Origin of the sequence: Mesorhizobium sp. M0058, from assembly GCF_040323095.1 — a bacterium.
Taxonomy (GTDB): Bacteria; Pseudomonadota; Alphaproteobacteria; order Rhizobiales; family Rhizobiaceae; genus Mesorhizobium.
On sequence record NZ_JAMYUQ010000010.1, the window covers coordinates 219,480 to 245,215 of the forward strand.

General features: G+C 63.1%; 25 protein-coding genes. 16 read left to right on the top strand and 9 right to left on the bottom strand.

The window, feature by feature from the left end; all coding sequences use genetic code 11:
* Positions 1–42: 42 nt before the first annotated feature.
* The 3 genes from NKJ75_RS19190 (at position 43) to NKJ75_RS19200 (ending at position 2,750) form a co-directional block, all read left to right on the top strand.
* Positions 43–1,032, top strand: coding sequence for an AraC family transcriptional regulator (locus tag NKJ75_RS19190; protein WP_023673498.1), 990 nt, complete (start codon positions 43–45; stop codon positions 1,030–1,032).
* Positions 1,033–1,091: 59 nt separating this feature from the next.
* Positions 1,092–2,300, top strand: coding sequence for an MFS transporter (locus NKJ75_RS19195; RefSeq protein WP_023688655.1), 1,209 nt, complete (start codon positions 1,092–1,094; stop codon positions 2,298–2,300).
* A 183-nt stretch (positions 2,301–2,483) separates the two neighbouring features.
* Positions 2,484–2,750, top strand: a complete 267-nt coding sequence (locus tag NKJ75_RS19200) for a hypothetical protein (RefSeq protein ID WP_023685989.1) — start codon at positions 2,484–2,486, stop codon at positions 2,748–2,750.
* Positions 2,751–3,094: 344 nt separating this feature from the next.
* Here NKJ75_RS19200 and NKJ75_RS19205 read toward each other — a convergent pair whose 3' ends face one another.
* From NKJ75_RS19205 to NKJ75_RS19220, 4 genes are all read right to left on the bottom strand, one after another.
* The gene (locus NKJ75_RS19205) at positions 3,095–3,643 is read right to left on the bottom strand and encodes a hypothetical protein (protein WP_023673495.1); all 549 of its coding nucleotides are present in this window, start codon (positions 3,641–3,643) and stop codon (positions 3,095–3,097) included.
* An 82-nt stretch (positions 3,644–3,725) separates the two neighbouring features.
* Positions 3,726–4,790, bottom strand: a complete 1,065-nt coding sequence (locus NKJ75_RS19210; RefSeq protein WP_023700805.1) for a YcjF family protein — start codon at positions 4,788–4,790, stop codon at positions 3,726–3,728.
* A complete protein-coding gene (locus tag NKJ75_RS19215) occupies positions 4,787–6,265 on the bottom strand; it encodes a YcjX family GTP-binding protein (RefSeq protein WP_352500041.1) in 1,479 nt (492 codons plus the stop codon). Before NKJ75_RS19215 ends, NKJ75_RS19210 begins: the two co-directional genes overlap by 4 nt.
* Before the next feature lie 86 nt (positions 6,266–6,351).
* The gene (locus NKJ75_RS19220) at positions 6,352–6,855 is read right to left on the bottom strand and encodes a SixA phosphatase family protein (RefSeq protein ID WP_023693370.1); all 504 of its coding nucleotides are present in this window, start codon (positions 6,853–6,855) and stop codon (positions 6,352–6,354) included.
* Positions 6,856–6,924: 69 nt separating this feature from the next.
* On the opposite strand from NKJ75_RS19220, the gene NKJ75_RS19225 reads away from it, so the two are divergent.
* Both NKJ75_RS19225 and dksA read left to right on the top strand, forming a co-directional pair.
* Entirely contained in the window at positions 6,925–7,104 is a 180-nt protein-coding gene (locus NKJ75_RS19225; RefSeq protein ID WP_023696495.1) for a hypothetical protein, read from the top strand.
* Between the two features lie 5 nt (positions 7,105–7,109).
* Positions 7,110–7,526, top strand: a complete 417-nt coding sequence (dksA, locus tag NKJ75_RS19230; RefSeq protein WP_023673491.1) for an RNA polymerase-binding protein DksA — start codon at positions 7,110–7,112, stop codon at positions 7,524–7,526.
* Between the two features lie 174 nt (positions 7,527–7,700).
* Here dksA and NKJ75_RS19235 read toward each other — a convergent pair whose 3' ends face one another.
* The gene (locus NKJ75_RS19235) at positions 7,701–8,417 is read right to left on the bottom strand and encodes a flagellar biosynthetic protein FliO (RefSeq protein ID WP_023706175.1); all 717 of its coding nucleotides are present in this window, start codon (positions 8,415–8,417) and stop codon (positions 7,701–7,703) included.
* Positions 8,418–8,622: 205 nt separating this feature from the next.
* Between NKJ75_RS19235 and cckA the strand changes: the two genes are divergently transcribed.
* Together cckA and NKJ75_RS19245 are read left to right on the top strand one after the other, a co-directional pair.
* Entirely contained in the window at positions 8,623–11,193 is a 2,571-nt protein-coding gene (gene cckA, locus NKJ75_RS19240; protein WP_023707485.1) for a cell cycle histidine kinase CckA, read from the top strand.
* Between the two features lie 84 nt (positions 11,194–11,277).
* A complete protein-coding gene (locus NKJ75_RS19245; RefSeq protein ID WP_023712397.1) occupies positions 11,278–11,988 on the top strand; it encodes a purine-nucleoside phosphorylase in 711 nt (236 codons plus the stop codon).
* A gap of 5 nt (positions 11,989–11,993) precedes the next feature.
* Here the strand turns inward: NKJ75_RS19245 and NKJ75_RS19250 are convergent, their stop codons facing one another.
* The gene (locus NKJ75_RS19250) at positions 11,994–12,296 is read right to left on the bottom strand and encodes a ribbon-helix-helix domain-containing protein (protein WP_023670924.1); all 303 of its coding nucleotides are present in this window, start codon (positions 12,294–12,296) and stop codon (positions 11,994–11,996) included.
* A 220-nt stretch (positions 12,297–12,516) separates the two neighbouring features.
* Here NKJ75_RS19250 and NKJ75_RS19255 point away from each other — a divergent pair, with 220 nt between their 5' ends.
* The 3 genes from NKJ75_RS19255 to NKJ75_RS19265 all read left to right on the top strand — a co-directional run bounded on the left by NKJ75_RS19255 (position 12,517) and on the right by NKJ75_RS19265 (position 15,140).
* Entirely contained in the window at positions 12,517–12,912 is a 396-nt protein-coding gene (locus tag NKJ75_RS19255; RefSeq protein ID WP_023684616.1) for a VOC family protein, read from the top strand.
* Between the two features lie 80 nt (positions 12,913–12,992).
* On the top strand, positions 12,993–13,517 hold the full coding sequence (locus NKJ75_RS19260; RefSeq protein ID WP_023688647.1) for a twin-arginine translocation pathway signal: 525 nt from the start codon (positions 12,993–12,995) through the stop codon (positions 13,515–13,517).
* Positions 13,518–13,568: 51 nt separating this feature from the next.
* The gene (locus tag NKJ75_RS19265) at positions 13,569–15,140 is read left to right on the top strand and encodes a GMC family oxidoreductase (RefSeq protein ID WP_023688646.1); all 1,572 of its coding nucleotides are present in this window, start codon (positions 13,569–13,571) and stop codon (positions 15,138–15,140) included.
* 62 nt (positions 15,141–15,202) lie between these two features.
* On the opposite strand, the gene NKJ75_RS19270 is transcribed toward NKJ75_RS19265, so the two are convergent.
* Together NKJ75_RS19270 and NKJ75_RS19275 are read right to left on the bottom strand one after the other, a co-directional pair.
* Positions 15,203–17,116 carry a PhoX family protein gene (locus NKJ75_RS19270; protein WP_023754911.1) on the bottom strand — a complete coding sequence of 638 codons (1,914 nt, stop codon included), beginning with the start codon at positions 17,114–17,116 and terminating at the stop codon, positions 15,203–15,205.
* Between the two features lie 117 nt (positions 17,117–17,233).
* Positions 17,234–17,629, bottom strand: coding sequence for a hypothetical protein (locus tag NKJ75_RS19275; protein WP_352500042.1), 396 nt, complete (start codon positions 17,627–17,629; stop codon positions 17,234–17,236).
* 314 nt (positions 17,630–17,943) lie between these two features.
* Between NKJ75_RS19275 and urtA the strand changes: the two genes are divergently transcribed.
* The 6 genes from urtA (at position 17,944) to NKJ75_RS19305 (ending at position 24,438) form a co-directional block, all read left to right on the top strand.
* Complete coding sequence (urtA, locus tag NKJ75_RS19280; RefSeq protein ID WP_023684621.1) at positions 17,944–19,254, top strand: urea ABC transporter substrate-binding protein; 1,311 nt, start codon at positions 17,944–17,946, stop codon at positions 19,252–19,254.
* 114 nt (positions 19,255–19,368) lie between these two features.
* Positions 19,369–20,985, top strand: a complete 1,617-nt coding sequence (gene urtB, locus NKJ75_RS19285) for an urea ABC transporter permease subunit UrtB (protein WP_023746151.1) — start codon at positions 19,369–19,371, stop codon at positions 20,983–20,985.
* Entirely contained in the window at positions 20,982–22,214 is a 1,233-nt protein-coding gene (gene urtC / locus NKJ75_RS19290) for an urea ABC transporter permease subunit UrtC (RefSeq protein WP_023746152.1), read from the top strand. Before urtB ends, urtC begins: the two co-directional genes overlap by 4 nt.
* 4 nt (positions 22,215–22,218) lie before the next feature.
* Positions 22,219–22,965, top strand: coding sequence for an urea ABC transporter ATP-binding protein UrtD (urtD, locus tag NKJ75_RS19295; protein WP_023684623.1), 747 nt, complete (start codon positions 22,219–22,221; stop codon positions 22,963–22,965).
* A 69-nt stretch (positions 22,966–23,034) separates the two neighbouring features.
* Positions 23,035–23,730 (top strand): urea ABC transporter ATP-binding subunit UrtE, encoded by a 696-nt coding sequence (gene urtE / locus NKJ75_RS19300; protein WP_023670935.1) that lies wholly within the window; start codon positions 23,035–23,037, stop codon positions 23,728–23,730.
* 531 nt (positions 23,731–24,261) lie between these two features.
* Positions 24,262–24,438 carry a hypothetical protein gene (locus NKJ75_RS19305; protein ID WP_023670936.1) on the top strand — a complete coding sequence of 59 codons (177 nt, stop codon included), beginning with the start codon at positions 24,262–24,264 and terminating at the stop codon, positions 24,436–24,438.
* Positions 24,439–24,530: 92 nt separating this feature from the next.
* On the opposite strand, the gene NKJ75_RS19310 is transcribed toward NKJ75_RS19305, so the two are convergent.
* Positions 24,531–25,676 carry a GGDEF domain-containing protein gene (locus NKJ75_RS19310; protein WP_023670937.1) on the bottom strand — a complete coding sequence of 382 codons (1,146 nt, stop codon included), beginning with the start codon at positions 25,674–25,676 and terminating at the stop codon, positions 24,531–24,533.
* Positions 25,677–25,736: the final 60 nt, after the last annotated feature.

Consider the following 25,736-nt stretch of genomic DNA (forward strand, 5'->3'; position numbering starts at 1 on the left):
TCTGCGCTTGCCTGTCGGACGGCCGGTATCTATATCTGACAAATGCCTGATTATTCGTCCCGGCCGTCGCCGCTGCCACATATCCCGATGGATGCGCTCAGCGAAGTTCTGCAAGACTTTCGCTTGAGTGGCGTCAACTATGGCCGCTGCGAACTCCGGCACCCATGGAGCATAGACTTTCCGCAACAACAACTGCTTCGTTTTCACTTTGTCGGCCAGGGTCCATGCTGGATTCACACCGAAGCGCAAGGCTGGCAGGAGTTGCGCGATGGCGATCTGGTGCTGCTGCCGCAAGGCATCGCCCATCGGCTGGCGAGTGCGCCGGACGTGGTGGGCGATTCGCTCGAGGGCTGCCAGGTGATCAAGTTGGGCGGCAACGTTTGCGAAGTGATACGGCAGGGAACGGGCGCGACAAGCACCCTTTTCTGCGGCTCCATGTCTCTCGGCTCCTATGCGCTCAATCCGTTGATCACGTTGATGCCGCCTCTCATCAAGGGTTGCGACGTGGCCGGCAATGACCCGATGGTCGGCCCTTTGCTGGCGGCCATGACGGTGGAGGCCGCGCAACCGCAGATGGGCAGCGCCACCATCCTGTCGCGTATGGCGGATTTGCTGACAGCCAGGCTCATCCGGTGCTGGGTCAATTGCAACGGCGCATCGACCACCGGTTGGCTCGCAGCCATCCGCGACCCCCATATAGGCCGCGCTCTGGCGGCCATGCACCGCGACCCCGGCCACAACTGGACGCTGGGAAGCCTCGCCGGCGTGGCAGGCCAATCGCGTTCGATTTTCGCCGAGCGCTTCAGCGCGGTATTGGGGGAGGGTGCCGCACATTATCTCGCCCGCCTGCGAATGCAGCTTGCCCGCGAATTGCTGGGCCAAAACGGCTTGTCGGTTGCCGAAGTCGCTACCCGTTTGGGCTATGATTCCGAGGCGTCCTTCGCCCGCGCGTTCAAGCGCATCACCAATGTCTCGCCAGGCGTTGTGCGTCGCACAATTCCCGGACGAATGGATATGAATTTCGGATTTTAAGGTACATAACATCCGGGCGGACTCGCCTATCTAAGATCTCCAACTGTGGAGATCTTTCCGTGACGGACACAACATTACAGCTTGAAGACGCCGCAATCGGCCTTGATGCCGATGCACCAGCCGCGTGGAGCGCGGCCACATGGTTTGCGGTCCTATCATTGGCGGCCACCAGCTTTGCCCTGGTGTCAGCCGAGTTCTTGCCGGCAGGTCTGTTGACGCCGATGGCGCGCGATCTCGGCATCAGCGAGGGAACTGCCGGACAGGTCGTCACCGCCACCGCTTCCGTTGGCGCCGTGACGGCCATGTTGAGCAATGTTCTCATCGGCCGATTGAACCGCAAGGCGGTGCTGGTTGGCCTCATGGCCCTGGCGGTCGGTTCCAATATTCTTGCGGCGCTGGCGCCCAATTTCTGGCTGCTGTTGCTGGGCCGGGCCGGGTTGGGGATCGCTCTTAGCGCTTTCTGGGCACTTTCCGTTGCCGTCGTGGCGCGGCTGGTCGGCGCCAATGCGACAGGTCGCGGCATGGCGATCGTGACCCTCGGCGTCTCGCTCGCGACCATTGCCGCGCCGTCGATGGGTGCGTTGATCAGTGACTGGCTGGGATGGCGCAGCGCGATGGCCATGACGGCGGGGCTGGCCGCGCTTGCCATGCTGCTGCAGCTTCTCAGCCTGCCGACCTTGCCTGCGGCGGCAAGCAACAGCCTTGCAGACGTCTTTCGGCTGACACGGCGGCGTGGCATCCAACTCGGCATGCTTGCCATTGTTCTGCTGATGACCGGGCATTTTGCCGGCTCGGTCTATGTGCGCCCGTTCCTCGAACAGGTGACGCTCCTCACAACCGGGCCGATTGCCCTGGCGCTGCTCGGGTTCGGCATCGCCGCTGTGATCGGCAATATTGCCGGTGGCCGCCTGGCCGACACCAACATCCACATGGCCCTCGCAGTTACCGCCGCGTTGATGGCGTTTGCGGCACTCGCTTTGGTGCTTTGGGGCGCGCAAACCGGCGTTGCCTTCGGCTTTGTTACGCTGTGGGGCTTCGCCTTCGGCATGGCGCCGGTGGTGCTGCCGACCAATATGTCTCGCGCGGCACCTGATGCGCTGGAAGCAGCAGGCAGCCTGATGGTCACTTCCTTCCAGGTTGCCATCACCGTCGGTGCGGTTGTCGGCGGCTATGTCGTGGACACCTATGGCGCTACGGGACCTTTGACCCTAACCGCCGTCCTTGCCGCGGCGACGGCCGCACTGGCGCTGCTGCAGCCTCGTGGCTGAAACCTCGCTTCGTCTGACACGGGCGGCCTCAATCAGGCCGTCCGCGCCGTTGCAGCAGCGCTGCACAGGTTTATGCGCCGCACACGTTGCGTTTTGCCGCAATCGGCGGCTATGGGACGCCAGGCTTCGGCCGTTGGAAGGCAGCGACGATCAAGTTCTGCCTTCGTGAGGAGAATGACTGACATGAAGAAGTTTTTGCTCGTCGGCGTGGGTGTCGCCATGCTTGCCGCATCGGCCTGTTCGAAGGCGCCTGAATGCACGCAGGAAATCGCGGCCAAGAAGGCGCAGGAAATGACCGCCGCGCTGCAGGAAGCGATCACCAAGGATCCGACCAAGGCCGCCGACCTGACCGCCAAGGTGCAGGCTGTGACGACCAAATATCAGGGCGCCACCACGCCGGCCGACGCCTGCAAGGCCTATGACGATCTGACGGCCGCCATCAAGGGCTGATTCTTCGTTCGGAAATTGAGGAAGGCGGTGGCTCGAGTAGCCGCCGCCTTTTTTGCTGGTGTTCTTAAAGCGCATCGCGCTGACACGGAGGACCGCCGGCACGCACAGGACCATGACACGTTGGCCTTGCTGTGGCTTGGGCCATCGGAGACGCTGACATCATCGGTTGCGCGCCACATGTCCGGTCGCGACAGAAAGGTGCCGCCCCGAGCGGCCCGTGCTCGAGGAGCGCCAACCTGGCCGCAAGGTGGCGTGTCACTTCCCGACATCGAGCTGAGCGGAACAGCTCAGCTATCGCGCAGTGCAACCCCGTTCCGCGCTTTTTTCGGGGAACCGCTTGAGAGTCAGTTTTTGGCGATGGAGCCGACTTCGACGGCGTCGACGCGCTTGAGGCTCATGCCGATGACCGGCACCAGTTGCTGGTCGACGCGCACGGCGATAGTCACCGTCATCGAATTGTCGTCGGGAATGCGGGCCTGCATGACGCCGCGCAATTGGTTGCGGTTGATGGTGAAGACGACTTTGCGGGCATCGACCACGTTGCCGCCGATGATGTCCAGGCCCGACCCCGCGGCGCCGCCCATGAAATTGCCCTTGTAGTCGCGGCCCTTGCGCTCGACGGTCGCCGACATTTTCTGGGTGAAGACACCGACGCGGCAGTCGCCATCGAGCGTCATGCCGGTCTTGTTGTCCGGCGTCGAGCCGTCGAAGCTGCAGGTGAACTTCGTGCCCTTGTATTTGCCGGCGATGATTTCGCCCGGGCCGACCCATTTGCCTTCGACGGTGCGGAAGAACTGCTTGTCGGGCTCGGCTGCAAAGGCTTTCCCGGTCGGGCCCAGAGGTGCTGCAAGCGCGACCAGGGGCAGGACGCAGGACAAGATTACGCTTTTCATAGACGACACCCGGCAACAAGGAGGCTGTTGTTGGACGACCATGAACAAGATTGGTTAATGCTTGGTGACCGCGAGAGGGCGTTCACTTGCTTGAGGCGGGTGCTTCATTCTCTTTTTTGGCCGCAAACGAGGTCAGCGCCGACAGGAAATCGCCCATACCCGGCCGCCTGCCGGCAATGAAGGGCAGGGGCCGCGCCGTCTCCATGGCAGCAATGCCGATACGCGCCGTCATCATGCCGTTTACCACGCCTTCGCCGAGTTTCGCCGACAGCCGGGCGGCAAGGCCATGGCCGACGATCTGCTGGACGAAGCTGTCGCCGACGGCGATCGAGCCGGTTACCGCCAGATGGGCAAGAACGCTGCGCGCCAGCCGGAAAAAGCCCAGCGTGCCCGGCCTGCCGCCGTAGAGTTCGGACAAGCGGCGGATCAGGCGCCCGGCCTCGAACACGACATAGGCAACGTCTACGAGTGCGCGGGGGCTGACGGCGGTGACCAGCGACACGCGTTTGGCTGCTTCGAGGATCATCACCTTGGCTCTCGCATCGAGCGGCCCGAGAATCTCGGCTTCGGCCAGTCGCACCAGATTGCCGCCATCAATGATCTCGCCGCGCAATTCGGCCAGGGAGCGCCTGCCGGCCGCGGTTTCGGGTTTCGCAGCGACAAAGGCCGAAAGCTCTTCGACGACGGCCCTTGCAGCCTTCGGATCGTCGCGCGCCACGGCATCGAGCGCCCGCTTTTGCAGTTTTTCGACCTCGGCCAGCCGGGCGATAGCCAGGAATTCGCGCACCAGCACGACTGCGAGGGCCAACACGGCAATTGCGGCCATTCCCGCTGCCAGCCACCCCAGCCACTCTGCGCGCTCGAACAGGTCGCGGATGAGCTGGTCGGTCCACAGGCCGACGGCGAGCGAAACCAGCACGCCGACCGCGCCGAAAAACAGGCTGGCAAACAGCGAGCGCCTGCGCGGCGCGGTCGCCGGCGGCGGTTCGGCGGCGACAATGTCCGGCTCATCGAAGACATCGATCTCGGCCGGCACGACGACGGTGCGCGGCTTGCGCGGCGGCTCGGCATGGGGGCGGCGCGTTTCCTGCTTCGGTTCGGCCTCCGGCTCGATGCGGAAAGCTGCCGGTCTGCGGGGCGCGGTCATGCCAGATGGTCTCCGATCAGGAACTGCAAGGCGCGGTCTAGCCTGATATGCGGCAGCGACAGCGTGACGCCTTCAGCGGTGCGTTCGAGCTTTGGCGGGCGAAAGCGCACGAAACGGATCGCCGGATCGTCGCTGCTCTGCCGGTGGTCGGCTTCCGAAACGTCGAAAACCGCGTCAATTTTCTCCGGCAAGTCCCCGGGAAATATGGCGGTTTCGGCTTTACCATCAAAGGTTTCGCCGTTGATCTTCTCGCCCTTCAGCGGCGTGCCGATGATCACCGGCAGGGTTTCGCGGCCTTGCTTGACCGTGCCTTCGCGCGTCGCGCGCACCGCCGCCATGGCGACCACGTCGACATCGGCGCCGGTGAAATTTGCCCGCGCCACGGCGCGGTCGGCAAGCCGCCGCACGATTGCCTGCAGCCGGTCATGGCTTTCGTGATGCAAATGGTCGGCCTTGGTCGCGGCAACCAGGATGCGGTCGATGCGGCGTGAAAACAGGTCGGTGAGGAAATTGCCTCGGCCAGGACGGAAACAGGAGAGGATTTCGGTCACCGCGCGTTCCAGGTCGGCCATCGCGCCGGGGCCGGCGTTCAACGCCTGCATGGCGTCGATCACCACGATCTGGCGGTCGAGGCGGGTGATGTGTTCGCGGAAGAACGGTTTCACCACATGCGTCTTGTAGGCCTCGTAGCGGCGCTCCATCATCGCTTGCAGCGAGCCGGAGCGCGGCCGTTTCTCACCCTTGAGCAGCAAGGGCGCGAAGGTCAGCGCCGGCGATCCCTCGAGGTCACCAGGCATCAGGAAACGGCCGGGCGGCAAGGTCGAAAACGCCCGCTCGTCGAGCTTGCAGGCCTTGAGGTAGGCGGCAAAACTCTCGGCGAGGCGCCGCGCCGTCATCTCGTCGGCGTCGGCATTGGGGTCGATCCTCGCCGACAGCGCCCGCCAGTCCTGCGACAGGTCGGCCCGCACCGGCAGCATAGCCATCTCAAAAGCTTCATGCGAAAAATCGGCGAAGGATTTGCCGAGCAGCGGCAGGTCGAGCAGCCATTCGCCGGGGTAGTCGACGATGTCGACCGACAATCGGCCGCTGGAAAACATCCGGTTCCAACCGGAGGCAGACTCATATTCGATGGTGAGCCTGAGTTCCGAAATGGCGCGCGTCGAGTCCGGCCAGACACGGTCGTTGACCAGGGCGGAGATATGGTCCTCGTACTGAAAACGCGGCACGGCATCGTCCGGCTGTTCCTCGAGGAAGGCGCGAGCGATCCGTCCCGACTTCTGCGCCTCGAACAGCGGCAGGCGCCCGCCATGGATGAGATTGTGGACGAGAGCCGAGATGAACACCGTCTTGCCGGCCCGGGACAGTCCGGTGACGCCCAGCCGAAGCGACGGCGAAAAAAGCCCGCTCGCACGCCCCGACAGCGTATCCAGGGCAATTCTCGCTTCGTCGGTGAAAGTGGTCAGCGATGATGCCAAAATCTGTTCTCTCAGGCGTGCTCTTGCGCCCGATATAGGCTTTGCGGTTCAAGTTTGAAATGGCGCCCGGCCTCGGCCGGCTCGGCTCAGAGATCGACGGGCGTCAGGAAGGCTTCGAGGTAGCCCGCGCCTTGCGCAGCCTCGGTGAGGGTGCCGTCGAAGCGCACGACCGCAAGGCCGGAGGTCGGGAAACCATGGTTCATGATGGCCCGAGCAGCCTCGTCGCCGTCGCCCGAGACCGCCATGGCAAGGTCTTCCGTCATCGGATTGTGGCCGATGACCAGCAGCGAGCCGGGGCCGCCATTGCTGCGGATGATGGCGAGGTAGCCGGCGGCATCCTCGCTGTAGAGCGTGTCGAAGAACAGCACCCGGCCGGTATCGGTGTGGCCGGCGATGCCTTCCAGCGTCTGGCGCGCCCGCTTGGCGTTGGAGCAGAGCGTGATATCGGGGATGTAGTTGCGGGCACGCATCGCAGTCCCCATCATTTCGGCATCGGCAATGCCGGATGCGTCGAGCGGGCGATCGAAGTCGCGCACGCCGGGAAGGGCCCAGCCAGCCTTCGCATGCCTCAACAGATACAGTCTGCTCACCGGACCCCCAATGGTGTGCTGCCCACCAATGACACAACTGGATTAGCCACGAGAAAGGCCTGAGGCACAATGGGCGGCGACGCCCAAGCGCAGCGAATCATGTGCGAATTCGCCCGCGCCCTTGCTATGGAAGGCTTTGCTGAGGATCGCCCGCGCGGCATTAACAATTGCGTGAAACGCGCGCGGATTACGCTTGTGCAGCCTTCTCTGCGCGAATATATAGGCGCCAAATTTGGGGTTGTTGGGTGAGTCGAATGAACGATATCGTTACAGCCAATTACGTACCCTCTGAAGACGAGCCGTTCATGAACGAACGGCAGAAATCCTACTTTCGCCTGAAGCTCGTCACCTGGAAGACCGACATACTGCGCGAAGCGCGCGAAACCCTCGAAATCCTGCAGCAGGAAAACGCCAACCATCCCGATCTCGCCGATCGCGCTTCCTCGGAAACCGACCGCGCCATCGAGCTTCGGGCCCGCGACCGCCAGCGCAAGCTCATTTCAAAGATCGATTCGGCGCTGCAGCGCATCGATGAAGGCACATACGGCTATTGCGAGGAAACCGGCGAGCCGATCGCGCTGAAGCGGCTGGATGCGCGTCCGATCGCGACCTTGTCGATCGAAGCGCAGGAGCGCCACGAACGCCGCGAGAAGGTCTATCGCGACGATTGAGCCGCTGCCGTCAGGCAGGACTGTTTCATCAGAATGGCCGGGTTTCCCGGCCATTTCTGTTTTTGGCCGAAGGGTTTAGTCCGCCCCCAAGTTAAAGCGCGTCGCGCTGAAACGGACGACACGCTTAAGCGGCGTTCGATCGGGAATCGGCAAGATGTGACGGTTCGCCGGGCTTTATCGTTTCTGGCTGGCGAGTTCGCCGAGCAGCTTGGTCATCTCGTCGTCGAGAGACTGCGGTGCCTTCGCAGCCGGCTTGCTTGCCGGTTTGGGGTGCGAATCGTCGAGCGAGACCTCGAGCTCCCGCATCAGGGTATCGTCGATGGACTCATGCTTCGGTGGCGGGGCCTGCCGGGCAGTATTGGCGGCGGAGCCATAGGCCGGCAGCGGTGTCACATTGCTCGCCTGGTAGATTTGAGCCGGTTTCGGCGCCGGCGCGGCCTGGCGCGGCGGAACGGCGGCCGGAGCAGCCCTTACCGGTTGCGGCGGCGGCGCCTGCCTTGCGGGCGTGGCCGGAGCGGGTTGTGCTGCGCGCGGACGCGGCGCCTGTTGCTGCTGGCCAACACCGCCATCGCCGGTCAATGCCGGACGGCGTGGCGCTGCAAGCCTGATATCGCGCTCGACGACAACGTCGGTTGGGCCGCCGATCAAAAGCAGGTGTTCGATGTCGTCGCGACGGATGAGCACCAGCCGGCGGTGGCTGTCGACTGCCGTGGCGTCCATGACCGCCAGCCGTGTCTTGCGGTTCCTGCCGCCGGCAACGAAGGTGCCGAAGGTCAGGTTGCGGATCAGCCTGATGATGATGAGCACGATGACCAGCAGGACAAGGGCAGCAAACGTCCACAGCAGCGCTGCGGCATATCCGGGACCCGCCACATTATCCAGCCACTGCATCGGTGCCCCCAATCGGCTTTTGAAGTGGAGGGACACTAGACCGTTGCGGCCAGCCACCGCAAGTTGCCTTCACGCTTCGTGAACAGCTTGAAAACACCGACGCGTCATTTTTATCCGACATTTGCCGCCAAGGCCTTTTCCGGATTAGGAGAATGTGATTCAACCGGCCGGGGGCGGTGTCGGACAACTCACGAGCAGGGGGCATATGGCCAGGGAAACGCGCGGCGATTTCTATCCGGTACCGATCGTCGATCAGAACACGCGGCCAGGCGCGGTTACCCGGCTCATCGTGTTCATCATCGTCCTGACTGGGGCCGCGATCGTTTTCGGCATTTTCCGCGAGCGTCTTGGCGATCCGTTCCTGCTCGGCATGCTGGGCGTGCTTGCCATGATCGGCGTCGGCTTCCTGTTCGCCACGGCCATCGGCTTCGTGCAGATCGCGCCGCGTTCGACCGGGGACGAACTGTCGAAGGCCTTCGTCGATTCGATGTCGCAGGGCCTGATCGTCACCGACACCAAGGGCCGCGTCGTCTACGCCAACCGGGCCTACGCCGAGATGACCGGTGCCGCGTCGGCCGCCGATCTGAAGACGGTCGAAGGCCTGCTTTCCGATGTCCCCGAAGCTTCGGTGACCATATACCGGCTGGCCTCGGGCTTGCGCGATGGCCAGGCCGGCGACGGTGAGTTCCGGCTAGCACAGTCGATCCGGCCGGGCGCCGAACCCGGCGCGCGCTGGTACCGGGCGCGGGCCCGGACCTTCAGCGTTCCCGGTCAGCGCCTGCCGATGCTTGCCTGGCAGCTTGCCGATATCTCGCAGGAACGGGCCGAGCAGGAGCGTTTCTTCCTCGACTTGCAGAAGGCCATCGACCATCTCGACCATGCGCCGGCCGGTTTCTTCTCGGCCGACCAGGAAGGCCGTGTCACCTACATCAACGCCACGCTCGCCGAATGGCTGGGCATCGATCTGGCGAGCTTCACCCCTGGCGCCGTGACACTCCCGGAAATCGTCGCCGGCGACGGCATGGCGCTGGTGCGCTCGGTCAAGGCCGATCCCGGCACCACCCGCAACGCCGTCATCGATCTCGATCTGACGACGACAACCGGCGAGGCGGTGCCGGTGCGCTTCATGCATCGGGTCTCGGCCAGCCGAGAGGGGACCAACGGTCCGACCCGCACCATTGTGCTCAACCGCACCCAGGGCGAGGACGCATCGGCCGACCTTCGTGCTTCGGAAGTGCGCTTCACCCGTTTCTTCAATTCGACGCCGATGGCCATTGCTGCCGTCGACAATGGCGGCCGCATCCTGCGCACCAACGCGCCGTTCCTGTCGCTGTTTTCCTCCGTCGTCGACGGCGACGCGGTTGACCGCCGCGTGCGGCTGGACACCGTGATCCATGAGCGCGACCGGCCGGCCTTTGCCGCCGCCTTCGAGAAGGCGCGGCTGAGGCAGGCCGACATCGAGCCGATCGACACGCTGCTGCCCGGCAATGAGGAGCGTCACATCCGCTTCTACGTCAACGCCGTCGCCGACGGCACCGGCGAGGGCGCCGACGAATCGGCCATCGTCTATGCCGTCGAGACCACCGAGCAGAAGGCGCTCGAGGGCCAGATGGCGCAGAGCCAGAAGATGCAGGCTGTCGGACAGCTTGCCGGCGGCATCGCCCACGACTTCAACAATGTGCTGACCGCCATCATCATGGCGTCGGATCTTTTGCTGACCAATCACCGTCCGTCGGACCCATCCTTCCCCGACATCATGAACATCAAGCAGAATGCCAACCGGGCGGCCTCGCTGGTGCGGCAGTTGCTCGCCTTCTCGCGCAAGCAGACTTTGCGGCCGGAAGTGCTGAACCTGACCGACGTGCTTGCCGATCTCCGGATGCTGCTTGCCCGCCTGGTCGGCAACGAGATCAAGCTGAAGGTCGACCACGGCCGCGATTTGTGGCCGGTCAAGGTCGATATCGGCCAGTTCGAGCAGGTGGTGGTCAACCTCGCCGTCAACGCGCGCGACGCCATGCCGGCCGGCGGCGACCTCACCGTGCGCACCCGCAACGTCACCGCCGAACAATGCAAGAGCTTCTCCTACCGCGAGCTCACGCCTGCCGACTATGTCGTGGTCGAGGTCGAGGATAGCGGCTCGGGCATTGCCCCGGACGTGCTGAAGAAGATTTTTGAGCCGTTCTTCACCACCAAGGAAGTCGGCAAAGGCACCGGCCTTGGCCTGTCGATGGTCTATGGCATCATCAAGCAGACCGGCGGTTTCATCTTCTGCGATTCCGAAGTCGGCAAGGGCTCGACCTTCCGCATCTTCTTGCCGCGCCATATCGTGGAGGCGAAGAAGCCCGGCGACGTCAGCGAGGCGCCGGCTGCGCCGGTGAAAGCCGCCGACAGCGCCAAGGACCTGTCGGGCTCGGCCACTGTGCTCCTCGTCGAGGACGAAGACGCCGTGCGCATGGGCGGCTCGCGGGCGCTGACCTCGCGCGGCTATACCGTCCATGAGGCCTCCTCGGGCGTCGAGGCGCTGGAAGTCTTCGAAGCGCTCGGCGGCAAGGTCGATATCGTCGTGTCCGACGTGGTGATGCCGGAAATGGACGGACCGACGCTGCTCGGCGAACTGCGCAAGCGCCAGCCCGACATCAAGTTCGTCTTCGTGTCCGGCTATGCCGAAGACGCTTTCGCCAGAAACCTGCCGCCGGACGCGCAATTCGGCTTCCTGCCGAAGCCGTTCTCCCTCAAGCAGCTGGCCACCGTGGTCAAGGATGTGTTGGAGTCTTAGGGCGCCCTAATTCAAAGCTTGCGCAATGACGTGACGCTGCCATGATTGCAGGCGAAACGGGCGGCGGGTATTGGGGAGCATGTCGTGACGCCGCACAACGAGGCTGCCAGGGGCGACTATGCCGCAACGGTGCTGTTACCGGGCGATCCGCAACGCGCCGAGTGGATGGCAAAGACATTTCTTGAGGCACCGCGCTGCGTCAACCGCCGCCGGGGCGCACTCGGCTTCACTGGTCTCTATCGCGGCCGTCCCATCAGCATCCAGGCCACCGGCATCGGTGTCCCGTCCTTCCTGGTCTATGTGCATGAACTCCTGGATGTTCACGGCGTCAAAACGCTGATCCGCACAGGTACCTGCGGCGGCCTGACACCCCGCGTGCCGCTGCGCTCCTTGGTGATCTCGCAGTCGGTGCGCGCCGAAAGCGACCAAAGCGGCCAGGTCTTCGGCCTCTACGATGCTGCCGCCGGGCCCGATCCCGGCCTGTTCGCCCACGCTTTGGCCTGCGCCGCCCAGCTCGGCATCGACCACCAGGCCGGGCTGACCATCTGCAGCGACGTCTTCTACCACCCTGTAGGGCGCGACCGCTTTGCCGAAGCGCAGGCGCTTGGCGCTCTCGCTGTCGATATGGAAACCAGCGCACTCTACCGAATCGCGGCGCATTTCGGCGCCCGCGCGCTGTCGCTGCTGACCGTCGTCGACAACATCGTGACCGGCGAACAGACTGCCTATTCCGAACGTCAGGCGCTGTTCACCGATATGGCGCGGCTCGGGCTCGACGTTGCGGCGGAAGGCTAGCTTCCTCAGGCCGCTTCGCGCTTCGGCGTCAGCTCATCCATGTCTGGCCGGTGACCGCGCAGATAGAGCGCGCAGGTGGTACGCAGCATCGACGCGAAGTTGGGAATGGCGCCGTTGATCTCGATCGCCTCGTCATAGAGTTTTGAGATGAACTTCGGCGTCGTCAGGCCCTGGCTGTCGGCAATTTCGTCAAGCAGCGCCCAGAACGTTCCTTCAAGCTGGATACTCGTAGAGTGACCGTCGATGCGGATCGACCGGTTGATCTGTCGATAGCCTTCCGGATCCTGCCCGGCAAAAACCCTGCACATCCTTACCTCCCGATATTGTTGGTTTTGGGCGCAGCGTGTCGCGCCTTCAAGTTGTGGTTGTCCCTGCATGTTCGGCCTTGTGGGCCGAATCGGCAATCGGACTTTCGTCTTTAGGCGCTGGCATAGCAGCGATTGCAAATTTAACCGTGGTAACCGGCTGCCACCACCTTTCGCGCGTGCCGCCCATAATCGCCTCCAACATGCAGCGGCGGAGACTGATTTGGCGAAGGCAATCCATTCCATGATCCGGGTTCTCCAAGAGGCCAGATCCGTCGATTTCTACAGAAACGCTTTCGGGCTCGACGTCGCCGACAGGCTGGATTTCGAGACATTCACGCTGATTTACCTTGCCAACGCCGAAACGGGGTTCGAGCTCGAACTCACCGTGAACAAGGGCCGCACCGAGCCTTATGGGCTTGGCGACGGTTACGGCCATCTGGCGGTCTCGGTGTCCGATCTCGACAGCGAACACGACCGGATCGGCGCGCTCGGCCTCAACCCCAAGAAGATCGTCGAATTCAACCGCGACGGATCGCTGATCGCCCGCTTTTTCTTCATCGAGGACCCCGACGGCTACAAGATCGAGGTTCTGCAGCGTGGAGGGCGCTTCCAGTAGGGGATTATCAGCCGCATTCAGCCGCGCGGCGCCAGCAACGGCGCTGTTCAAGGGCGCAAACAGCAAGCAGGGAGGAACAAATGGTCACGATCTATGACGCGAGGCTCTCACGTCGTGAACTTCTCAAACGCGGCGGCATCGGCGCGTTGCTCGTCATTTCCGGCAGCGCCGTCATCAGCCCTGAAAATGCCTGGGGGCTCGAGACATCAGCGCTCAAGCCCGAAACCATGGCGACGCTGATCCAGATGGCGCGCGACATCTATCCGCACGATCAGGTGCCCGACAAATACTACGCCATCGCCGTAAAAGGCCATGACGAGCAGGCCGGCAAGGACGCTGCCTACAAGACGATGATCGAAGACGGCATCGCCGACCTCGACAAGAAGTCGGGCGAGGGCGGCTATCGCGGCCTCGGCTGGGAGGAGCAGCGCGTCGCCGTGCTGCAGCAGATCGACGCGACGCCGTTCTTCCAGTCCATCCGCGGCGGCCTCGTCGTCAGCCTCTACAACCAGCAGGAGGTGTGGCCGATCTTCGGCTACGAGGGCGAATCCTACTCCAAGGGCGGCTACATCGCGCGCGGTTTCGACGACATAGAGTGGCTCTGAGCCCTTCCGTCGTTCTGAAACCCGGCAAACAGGAATTCATGGGAGGAAACCATGGCAGCTTCATTTGATCTCAACAACGATGGCGTGGTCGTGATCATCGGCTCCGGCGCCGGCGGCGGCACGCTCGGCAACGAACTCGCCCAGAAAGGCGTCGATGTCGTCATCCTCGAGGCCGGCGCGCGCCACGAATACGAGGATTTCATCAATGATGAGTGGGGTTCCTTCAGCCAACTCGCCTGGACGGACAAGCGCACGACGTCCGGCGACTGGCGGGTGTCGAAGGATTTCCCCAATTTGCCGGCCTGGATAGTCAAATCGGTCGGCGGCTCGACCACGCACTGGGCCGGCGCCTCGCTGCGCTTCCAGGAGCATGAGTTCAAGACGCTCTCGACCTACGGCAAGCTGGAAGGCGCCAACCTGCTGGACTGGCCGGTCACATTGGCCGAGATGGAGCCGTACTACGCCAAGGCGGAAGCCAAGATGGGCGTCACCGGCACCAATGGCTGGCCGCGGCTGCCCGGCAACAACAATTTCAAGGTGCTCAAGGCCGGCGCCGACAAGCTCGGCTACAAGGAATGTCATACCGGCAACATGGCAATCAATTCGGTCGAGCGTGATGACCGGAACTCCTGCCAACAGACCGGCTTCTGCTTCCAGGGCTGCAAATGGGGCGCCAAATGGTCGACGCTCTATACCGAGATCCCCAAGGGCGAGGCCTCCGGCCATCTCGAAGTCCGGCCGAATGCCATGGCGATCAAGATCAACCACGACGCCTCAGGCAAGGTGACCGGCGTCGTCTATGCCGACAAGGACGGCAAGCTGCAGGAACAGAAGGCCCGCATTGTCGCCGTCGCCGGCAACTCGATCGAAAGCCCGCGCCTGCTGCTAAACTCCGAGTCAGCGAAGTTTCCGCAAGGGCTTGCCAATTCGTCGGGGCAGGTCGGCAAGAACTACATGCGCCACACCACCGGTTCGGTCTACGCCATCTTCGACCAACCGGTGCATATGTATCGCGGCACCACCATGGCCGGCATTATCCGCGACGAGGCGCGGCACGATCCCTCACGCGGCTTTGTCGGCGGCTATGAATTCGAGACGCTGTCGCTCGGCTTGCCCTTCATGGCCGCCTTCCTCAATCCCGGCGGCTGGGGCCGTTCCTTCACCACCGCGCTCGACCACTATGATCACATGGCTGGCCTGTGGATCGTCGGCGAGGACATGCCGCGCGCGGAAAACCGCGTCACGCTGCACAAGGACGAGAAGGACGCGCACGGCATGCCGATCGCCGACGTGCATTTCGATGATCATCCCAACGACACGGCGATGCGCAACCATGCCTACAAGCAGGCCACAGCGCTTTATGATGCGGTCGGCGCGACGCGCTCCTTCCCGACGCCGCCCTATCCCTCAACCCACAATCTCGGCACCAACCGGATGAGTGAAAAGGCGGAAGACGGCGTCGTCAACAAGCACGGCCAGGCGCACGACATCAAAAACCTGTTCGTGTCGGACGGCAGCCAGTTCACCACCGGTGCGGCTGAAAATCCGACGCTGACGATCGTGTCGCTGGCTATCCGCCAGGCCGAATACATCGCTTCGCAAATGTCGGCCAAGACGATCTGAGCCGTCCTCCCGGATCGCTACGCGGAACGCGCATGGCGCGTTCCGCCCTTTTCCCTAGGACACTATGCGCCGACCGGCTGTCCGTCCTTGCGGCGGATGGCGACGACGGACGGCCGCGGCAATTGGCCATCCCTGAAGTCGGGCCACAGCGTCTGCGCCTTGTCGAGCGTCTCTGCATCTTCCGCAGGGTGCTGCACCGACAGGAACAAAGTCGAGCCGTCCGGCGTGAAGCACGGGCCGGTCGCTTCGGCGCCGTGCGGGCAGGTGAACAGCAGCTTCGGCAGGCCGCGCGCCGCACCTTCGGTGTCGACGCCATAGACGCCGTCCGGCAGGTCGAAATCATTGGCGCCGTCCGTCGCCACCCACAGCCGCCCGGCCGGATCGAAGGTGATGTTGTCGGGGCAGACGAACCAGCCATTGTCCGACGTATCCGGATGGAAGGTGGCGCCGACCTTGGCATCCCTGGGATTGCCGCAGAGCACGAACAGGTCCCAGGCATAGTTTTCGGCCGTGTGGTCGGCGTCCGCGCCGCGGCCGCCGGGCGGGATCAGTTCGACAATATGGCCCCAGAGATTTTCCGGCCGCGTGTTGGCCGGATTGACCTTTGACTGGTCGCGCTTCTTGTTCTTGGTCATCACCGCATAGACGCGGCCGGTCACCGGATTGGTCTCGATGTCCTCGGGCCGGTCCATCGGCGTGGCGCCGAGCGCATCTGCCGCAAACCGCGTCTTCAACAGCACCTCGGCCTGGTCGGCAAAACCGTTCTCGACGGTAAGCTTGCCCTGGCCGTGCACCAACGGCAGCCACGTCATCGAGCCATCGGCATCGAAGCGGGCGACCGACAGCACGCCATCGTCGAGCAGATCGGCGCCGGAGGCCGGGTTGGCCTTGTCATAGGCCTTGGCCGAGACGAAGCGGTACATATATTCGAAATAGTCGTCGTCACCCATATAGACGACAACGCGGCCGTCCTTGTTGAGGACCACGGTCGAGGCCTCATGCGACATGCGGCCAAGTGCCGTGCGCTTCACCGGCCTGGACTGAGGATCGTAAGGGTCGATCTCGACCACCCAGTCGAAGCGGTTGGCCTCGTTCGGTTCCTTGTCGAGGTTGAAGCGGTCATGGAAGCGGCCGCGGCCATAGATGTCGGAGCCGTCGAAGCCGTAACGGTCGAGCAGGTCGGCAGTCGGCGCCTTTTTCGGGTCGCCGCCGAAAATGTCGGACACGCCTTCCTCGCAGGTCAGCACCGTACCCCAGGGGGTGAAACCGCCGCTGCAATTATAGCTGGTGCCGAGCACTTTCGTGCCAGTCGGGTCGGCCGAAGTTTTCATCAGCGCATGGCCGGCAACCGGTCCGGAAACGGTCATTTCGGTGTTGGCGGTGATGCGGCGGTTGAGCGGGCTGTCCGCCACGCTTGCCCACTTGCCGTCCTTCAATTGCACCTCGACGATCGAATGGCCCATCGCGGCCATGCCGAGATCGACCTGTTCCCTGGTCATCGTCTTGCCGGCATCGCCCTCGGTCATCCCCGGAAACATCACATTGGGCGAGATGTATTCGTTGTTGACGCAGAGCAGGCCATGATCGGAATTCACCGTGCCCTTGGGCAGCGGCATGAAGGCGATGTAGTCGCAATTGTAGCCGAAGCGCTTTTCCTGTTCCTCCGCCGCGACCTTGTTGCCGTCGAATTCGGCGAGGCCGGCTGCAAGCGGGTCGCCCCAGCGCGCGACGATGGTCGTCTCATAGCCTTCGGCGGCGGCATGGGTCTTGCCGTAGACCCGTTTCAGCTCGGGAAAGCCGAGCGTCGACTGCGCTGTGGCGGCATGCGTTTCGCCGGCAAACAAGGAGCCGACAAAGCTGCCGCCGGCAATCAGCGCGCCGGAGGCGAGGCTGCCTTTCAAAAGAGACCGGCGCGAGACGCGCTCGGCAATGATTTCGCGGATGACGGGGGAGGATGAAGACGGTGCATTGGCCATGGTGTCTGCCTCTCAGGGTGGATGTTACGGCGCACCGTTGCCCTAGTCTGCCTAGGCAACATTCACATGACATAAGAGGAAGGTTTTGCCGCAACTGGGCGCGGCACTACGCATCGCTCAGCCCTTGGTGCAGGTCGAGGCGGTGAAGGCGCCGTCGGGCTGCTTCAGAATGATGTCGAATGACGGGGCGGTCTCGCCGTCCAGTGTTGCCTGTGTCATGGAGACGGAGTTGCCACCGGTGGTATAGCCGCCCAGCGGCCCGAGCCAGGTGATCTCGCCATTGGCATTCATCTGATAGTTGTAGCCTTGCGTCGCGGTGCCGAATGTCACCGGACCACTATAGACATTGCCCTTGATAGTGATGTCGCCGAGGTTGAGGAAGGCGCCGAGCAGGTAGACCTCGCAATGATAGGTGCCGTCCGGAAGCTTGCCCTCGCTGAAATCGGCGCGCGCGGCGCCGCTCGTTGCCATCAGCAGCAGGATGCAGGAAATGCGTGAGATGCGAGATGTCATGACGTCTCTCTTTTGAAGGGCGAGCTTGCCCTATTTTTGCGCGGTGCCGCAACATTGTTCGCCCGGAAACCACGGCCGGAGATCAAAAACTAGGCATTTGTCTCAATTGGGCGAAAATTAGGCAAAAGTCGTGTGCGCTGCGCAAATTTGCCTCAATCAATTTTTACCGGCTGCCTTTGTTGTTTCTCCAGGCTAATATACCAACCGGCTGATAACGCTCGGCTATTCCATCTTTATGAGCGGCGCCTTCGCGTTTGGCACGGCAGTTGCTTTGCATTGTCGCGGTGCAATCAAACAGCTTGGGAGTCTTCGGTATGAGGGGTAATTTCTCCACAATAACAAAAATGTTTTCGGCGGGCGTGATCGCCGCCGGCCTGTCGATGTCGTCTCCGGCCAAGGCCGCCGAAGACACGATCAAGGTCGGCATTCTGCATTCGCTGTCGGGGACCATGGCGATTTCGGAGACGACGCTGAAAGACGCCATGCTGATGCTCATCGAAGAGCAGAATGCCAAGGGCGGTCTGCTCGGCAAGAAGCTCGAGGCGGTCGTTGTCGATCCGGCCTCCAACTGGCCGCTCTTCGCCGAAAAGGCGCGCGAGCTGATCTCGAAGGACAAGGTCGCCGCCGTGTTCGGCTGCTGGACCTCGGTGTCGCGCAAATCGGTGTTGCCGGTGTTCTCGGAACTCGACAACATCCTGTTCTACCCCGTCCAGTATGAGGGCGAGGAAAGCGAGCGCAACGTGTTCTACACCGGCGCCGCCCCGAACCAGCAGGCGATTCCTGCCGTCGATTATCTCATGAGCGAGGACGGTGGCTCGGTGAAGCGCTGGGTGCTGGAAGGCACCGACTACGTCTATCCCCGAACCACCAACAAAATCCTCGAGGCCTATCTGAAGGCCAAGGGCGTCGCCGCCGAAGACATCATGGTCAACTACACGCCGTTCGGCTTCTCCGACTGGCAGACCGAAGTCTCCGCAATCAAGAAATTCGGCTCGGCCGGCAAGAAGACCGCCGTCGTCTCGACCGTCAATGGCGACGCCAACGTTCCGTTCTACAAGGAACTCGGCAACCAGGGCATCAAGGCCGAGGACATCCCGGTCATGGCCTTTTCGGTCGGTGAGGAAGAACTGGCCGGTCTCGATACCGCGCCGCTGGTCGGCCATCTCGCTGCCTGGAACTATTTCGAGAGCGTCGACACACCCGAAAACAAGAAGTTCATCGCCGACTGGCACAAGTTCATCAAGAATGACAAGCGCACCACCAACGACCCGATGGAAGCTCACTATATCGGCTTCAACATGTGGGTGAAGGCGGTCGAAAAGGCTGGCACTACCGATCCCGACAAGGTCATCGACGCCATGGTCGGCGTGTCCGTGCCGAACCTCACCGGCGGCTATTCGACCATGATGCCGAACCATCACATCACCAAGCCGGTGCTGATCGGCGAGATCCAGGCCGACGGCCAGTTCGAGACCGTGTCGCAGACGCCCGGCCTCGTGATGGGCGACGAATGGTCCGACTATCTGCCCGATTCCAAGGACCTGATTTCGGATTGGCGCGCGCCTCTGTCCTGCGGCAACTTCAACGTTGCCACCGGCAAATGCGGCGGCAAGGGCACGAACTGATCCCTCCCGGGACTGACCGATCGTGGACGCGTCCACGATCGGTACCGCCAAGCGTCCGGGCGCTTCAGCCCGCCCGGACGCCAAATTCCACCCTCTCGGAAAGTATCTGAACGGATGATCCTGTCGCGCACTCTCGGCCTCATGCTGGTGTTCCTGGTGGCAAGTCTTTTGCCGTCGAACGCAGCCGAAGCCGATCTGCGCGCCATCGTCGCCAAATTCGCCACCGGCACCGGCTTTTCCGCCACGGAGGCCGTGGTGCGCGAGCTTGCCGCCACCGGCGATCCGCTGGTCGAACGACCGCTTGCCGCGCTTGCCGAGGGCAACCTCTACATCCGCAAAGCCGATTCCATGGTTTTCGTCGGCGCTGAGGCCGGCGACAGCGTCACCCTGCTCGACCCGCTGAGCGGCGAGAAAGCCGGCGATGCCGCCAAGGCCGACATCACGAAGATCAAGGTCAACAACACGCTGCGCCGCGTCATCCGCGATGCGCTGGGAACGCTGACGTTGCGCGCGAAAGATCCTTCTGTTCGCATCGCCGCCGCCGACACCATGTTCAAGACCCCCGATGCCGCCAATATCGAGCCGCTCGATGCAGCCATTGCCGCCGAGACCGACGCCAAGGTCAAGGCATTGTTCGAACAGGCGCGCGCGGCATCGGTGCTGGTCTCCGACAAGCCGGAGGCCGACAAGCTTGCCGCCATTGCCCTGATCGGCGCGCGCGGCGACCGCGACGCGGTCTCGCTGCTCACCGCGGTCGAGGCCAATGCGCAAGGCGCGGTCAAGGATGCCGCGACGGCGGCAATCGCCAGCATCAATTCGAGCCTGGCGCTGTGGGATGCCGGCCAGAACATATGGTACGGCATCTCGCTTGGCTCGGTGCTGCTGCTGGCCGCCATCGGCCTCGCCATCACCTTCGGCGTCATGGGCGTCATCAACATGGCGCATGGCGAGATGGTGATGCTCGGCGCCTACACCACCTTCGTCGTCCAGCAGGTGATCCGAACCTCATTCCCCGGCCTGTTCGACTGGTCGCTGGTGATCGCGCTGCCGCTCGCCTTCCTGGTTGCCGCTTCCGTCGGCCTGATCATCGAGCGCGGCGTCATCCGTTTCCTCTACGGCCGGCCGCTGGAAACGCTGCTCGCAACCTGGGGCGTCTCGCTTGTCATGCAGCAGGCGGTGCGCTCGATCTTCGGACCGACCAACCAGGAGGTCGGCAACCCCTCCTGGATGTCGGGATCGTTCGATGTCGGCCAACTCGCCGTCACCTGGAACCGCCTCTGGATCCTGGTCTTCGCGCTCACCGTCTTCGGCGTGCTGCTCTTTGTTATGAAGCGCACGCCCTGGGGCCTGCAGATGCGCGCCGTCACCGCCAACCGCCGCATGGCCGCCTCGATGGGCATCAGGACGCCTTGGGTCGATGCGCTGACCTTTGCGCTCGGCTCCGGCATTGCCGGCATTGCCGGCGTCGCGCTCAGCCAGATCGACAATGTCTCGCCCAATCTCGGCCGCGGCTACATCATCGACAGCTTCATGGTCGTGGTCTTCGGCGGCGTCGGCAATCTCTGGGGCACGCTGGTCGGCGCCTTCTCGCTCGGCATCGTCAACAAGGTTCTCGAACCCTATGCTGGCGCGGTGCTCGGCAAGATCGTCGTACTGGTGCTGATCATCCTGTTCATCCAGAAGCGCCCGCGCGGCCTGTTCGCGCTCAAGGGCAGGGCGGTGGAAACATGATCACGGGACGCTTCTTCGCCGCGGGTGCCGACCGTCGCATCGCCATCACTATTTTCATCCTGCTGACGGCCGCCATTATCGTGCCGCTGCTCAACCTCGCAGTGTCGCCGCAAAGCGCGTTCTATATTCCGTCCTACATCGTCGCGTTGACGGGCAAGTACCTCTGCTATGCATTGCTTGCCTTGGCGCTCGATCTCGTCTGGGGCTATTGCGGCATCCTCTCGCTCGGCCATGGCGCCTTCTTCGCCCTCGGCGGCTATGCGATGGGCATGTACCTCATGCGCCAGATCGGCTCGCGCGGCGTTTACGGCAATCCGATCCTGCCCGATTTCATGGTGTTCCTGAACTACAAGGAATTGCCCTGGTTCTGGACCGGTTTCGACCACTTCTGGTTCGCCGCCATCATGGTGCTGGCGGTGCCCGGCCTGCTCGCCTTCGTCTTCGGCTGGTTCGCCTTCCGCAGCCGCGTCACCGGCGTCTATCTCTCCATCATCACCCAGGCGATGACCTACGCGCTGCTGCTCGCCTTCTTCCGCAACGACATGGGTTTCGGCGGCAACAACGGCTTGACCGATTTCAAGGATATTCTGGGCTTCAACGTGCAGGCCGACGCCACCCGCTCGGCCCTGTTTGCCGCCAGCGCCATCATACTCGCGCTCGCCGTCTTCATCACCTGGGCGATCGTCGGCTCCAAATACGGCAAGCTGCTGATGGCGGTGCGCGACGCCGAGAGCCGCACCCGCTTCCTCGGCTGGCGGGCGGAGAACGTGAAGCTGTTTGCCTTCAGCGTCTCGGCTGTCATGGCCGGCATCGCCGGCGCGCTCTATGTGCCGCAGGTCGGTATCATCAATCCCGGCGAATTCGAGCCGTCCAATTCCATCGAAGTCGTGATCTGGGCAGCCGTCGGTGGGCGCGGCACCATTGTCGGCCCGATCGTCGGCGCGCTGCTGGTCAACGCCGGCAAATCCTGGTTCACCGGCCTGCTGCCGGAGTTCTGGCTGTTTGCGCTCGGCGGCCTGTTCGTCGCCGTAACCCTGTTCCTGCCCAAGGGCATCGTCGGCATGTGGGATTCCTGGCGCGGTAACGCTCGGGCGATGCGGGCTGCAGCGATTGCAGAGGAAGCGGGCACAGACCCTGATGCCCCGCCGCCATCGAAGATCGTGCGCAGCGCAGCAACAACGCCCGGTGCCTGGTCCGCGTCCGGGCCCGAACCGCAGCCGGCGGAATAGAGCGATGTCGAAGTCCAACACCATCCTCTATCTCGACGGCGTCTCGGTCTCCTTCGACGGTTTCCGCGCCATCAACAATCTGTCGCTGGTGCTCGACAAGGGCGAGATGCGCGCCGTCATCGGTCCCAACGGCGCCGGCAAGACGACGATGATGGACATCGTCACCGGCAAGACCCGGCCCGACGAGGGCGAAGTGTTCTTCGACGGCCAGGTCGATCTGACCCGGCACGACGAGGCGGAGATCGCCATGATGGGCATCGGCCGCAAATTCCAGAAGCCGACCGTCTTCGAAAGCCACAGCGTCGAAGACAATCTGATGCTGGCGCTGAAGGGCCCGCGCTCGATCTTTCCGGCGCTGTTCCATCGCCGCTCGGCCGGCGAAGCCAGACAGATCGACGACATCCTCGGCATCATCCGGCTGGGCGACAAGCGCCACGATCTGGCAGCCAATCTCAGCCATGGCCAGAAACAGTGGCTGGAGATCGGCATGCTGCTGGCGCAGGACCCGAAGCTGCTTTTGGTTGACGAGCCGGTCGCAGGGATGACCGATGCCGAGACCGAGGAAACCGCGCGGCTGCTCAAGGACATAGCGCGCGAGCATTCGGTCATCGTCGTCGAGCACGACATGCATTTCGTGCGCGAACTCGGCGTCAAGGTCACCTGCCTGCATGAGGGCTCGGTGCTGTCGGAAGGCTCGCTCGATTTCGTCTCGGCCGACGAGCGGGTCGTCGAAGTTTATCTCGGGAGATGAGCATGGTCTGGCGGGTGCAATTCCATCGCTTCGACTTTTCGTTCCTCCGCTTCTGGAGAAGGCGCTGACATGCTCGAAGTTTCCAACGCCACGCTCCATTACGGCGCTGCTCAGGCGTTGCGCGGTGTGTCGCTGACGGCGGGTGCCGGCAAGATCACCTGCGTGCTCGGCCGCAACGGCGTCGGCAAGACCAGTTTGATGAGATCGATCGTCGGCCACCACCGGCTGACGAGCGGAAGCGTTGCCTTCGAGGGGAAGGCGCTCGACCGGAGCGCGGCGTATGATCGCGCCCGGTCGGGCATCGCATTCGTACCGCAGGGCAGGGAGATCTTTCCGCTGCTGACGGTGCGCGAAAACCTGGAGTCCGGCTTTGCGCCCTTGAAGCGCGCCGACCGCAACGTGCCGGCGCATGTCTTCGAACTGTTTCCGGTGCTGAAGCAGATGGTGGGGCGCCGCGGCGGCGATCTCTCAGGCGGCCAGCAGCAGCAGCTCGCCATCGGCCGGGCGCTCGTCATGCGGCCGAAACTGCTGGTGCTCGACGAGCCGACCGAAGGCATCCAGCCCTCGATCATCAAGGACATCGGCCGCGCCATCCGCTATCTGCGCGACCAGGCCGGTATCGCCGTTCTGCTGGTCGAGCAATATCTGGATTTCTGCCGCGAGCTCGCTGACGAGGTCAACATCATGGACCGCGGCCAGATCGTCCACACCGGCCCGGCCGAAGATCTCGACCGGGCGGACGTCAGGAAGTTTCTGACGGTTTAACGCAGGTCGACGGCTGCACGGATCGTACACGTCGAAGATTGGCTGAAATGCCCACAATCACTTCGTCATTCTAGGGCGGAGCCAAGGAGCGGAGCGACGCGCGCAGACCCCAGAATCCATGCCGCGACATCAGCCAAAGAGTGCCGCGATGCAGAACAAGATCGCTTCTGCGGCACATTGGCCATTCCACATTCTGCACCGTTAATGACGCTTCTTCGTCCCGGCATGGATCCCTGGGTCTTCGCTCCGCTTCGCGTCGCTACGCCCAAGGATGATGAAGTCGCGAAGGTCCGCGCCCGTTGCGTCGGACTTTCGTCCGAGGTCGCCACCTCTGGCACGCCGAATACTGCATGCTAGTCTTTCCTAGGCCTCGGTGAGTCGGCCGCTTCCGTATCAGTCTGGTTCTGTAGCAGATCGAGGGAATATGCTGGCTCAGCCTGCAAGTTCCACGCAAGCAAGCCACCCTAGCTTCCCTCGCAGTTCTGATTGTCGGTCAATGCGTTCAGATAATCTTGCCAGGAGAATAGGGCTATGGAACGGTTCGTCGAGGACCACCAGAAACGACGGCTGACAGAGCGTGTCGACATCATCACCGCCATCAACATTCTGCGCTCGCAAGGCTACCAGCAGGATGAGCTGATCGGCGAAATCACCAAGGTTTTCTACGTCGACCTCGACACTTACAACGAGATCGTCATAGCGGCCTAAAAGCGCGTCGCGCCTGAACGGCCTCATGCGACGCGCTTTGGAGTGTTGTTTTACGTGTGGTGAGGTTCAGGCCGGCTGAATATCAGCCCAGCCTACCCGGCGCGCCGGAAGGCGAGCACACGGTTGCGGCCGCCGCGCTTGGCGCCGTAAAGCGCCTTGTCGGCGGCGCTGAGCACCTTGTCGAATTTGGTGCCGCCCTCGCTGCCGAAGGCGTAGCCGGCGCTGACCGTGCAGGAGAGCAGGCGGGTCTCGGTATCGATCCGGCGCATGGCAAAACTGGCCCGGATGCGCTCGGCTATGAATTCCACCTTTTCAGGCAAGGTGCGATCGAGCACCAATGCAAATTCCTCTCCGCCCATGCGCGCGGCGACATCGCCTGGCTGGAGATTGGCGGTCAAATCCTTGGCGAATAGTTTCAGCACCTCGTCGCCGGTGGCATGGCCGAACTCGTCATTTATGGCCTTGAAGCCGTCGAGATCGAACACGATCACGGCGGTGAAGGACCGGACCGGTGTTTTGCCGTGCAGGTCGAACAAAGCGCGCCGGTTGAGCAGTCCGGTCAGCGGATCGGTCAGCGCTTCGCGGCGATGATGCTGCGCCAGGCGTCCCTGGTTGAGCGCCAGCGAGAGCGCGCCGATGCCGGTCATGCAGGCGATGACGACGATGAGGCTGAAATCCTCGGCCCAGTTGCTCGGCGCATGGCCAAGCACCAGCCTGCCATCCCAGACAAGTGCACCGGAGCACAGCACGAAGGAAATTGCGGTGGCGGTGTAGAGCCCTGCAATGCCGAGGATCGGGGCCGGGAATTCCGTACGACCCTTCCAGTATTCATAGGCCGTCGCAAACAAAAGCAGCGCGGCGAAGGCATTCTCCAGCATGAAGCCCAGCCCGTCATAGCCAAGCGCCATCGGCGGCAAGGCGACTGCCAGCGAGACGCCGGCGCCGACAGCGATGCGCGGCAATGGCGAGCGGCCGGTCGTGAACTGATGGGCCGCGCCCAGCATGGTCGCGAAGCCGAGCAGCAGGAACGTGAAGCTGGCGAGGCCGAGCAGGCGTCCGGGCGCGTCGATATAGGCCTGGTAGGCGAAGACGTCGGCGACGATCAGAAGCACGCTGACCGCCCAGGTCAGCAGGAATTTTTCCGAGCGCGCGGTAAGCCAAATGCCGAACAGCGTCAGGCCGAGGCAAGCGGCGGAAAACCCGACAGCCAACAGAAGGGAACTGTAGTCGAGCGACATGCCCTCGTCCTTGCGCGCGGCGGCCGGCCTCTAGAAAGGACCCGCACCGGATTTATGCAG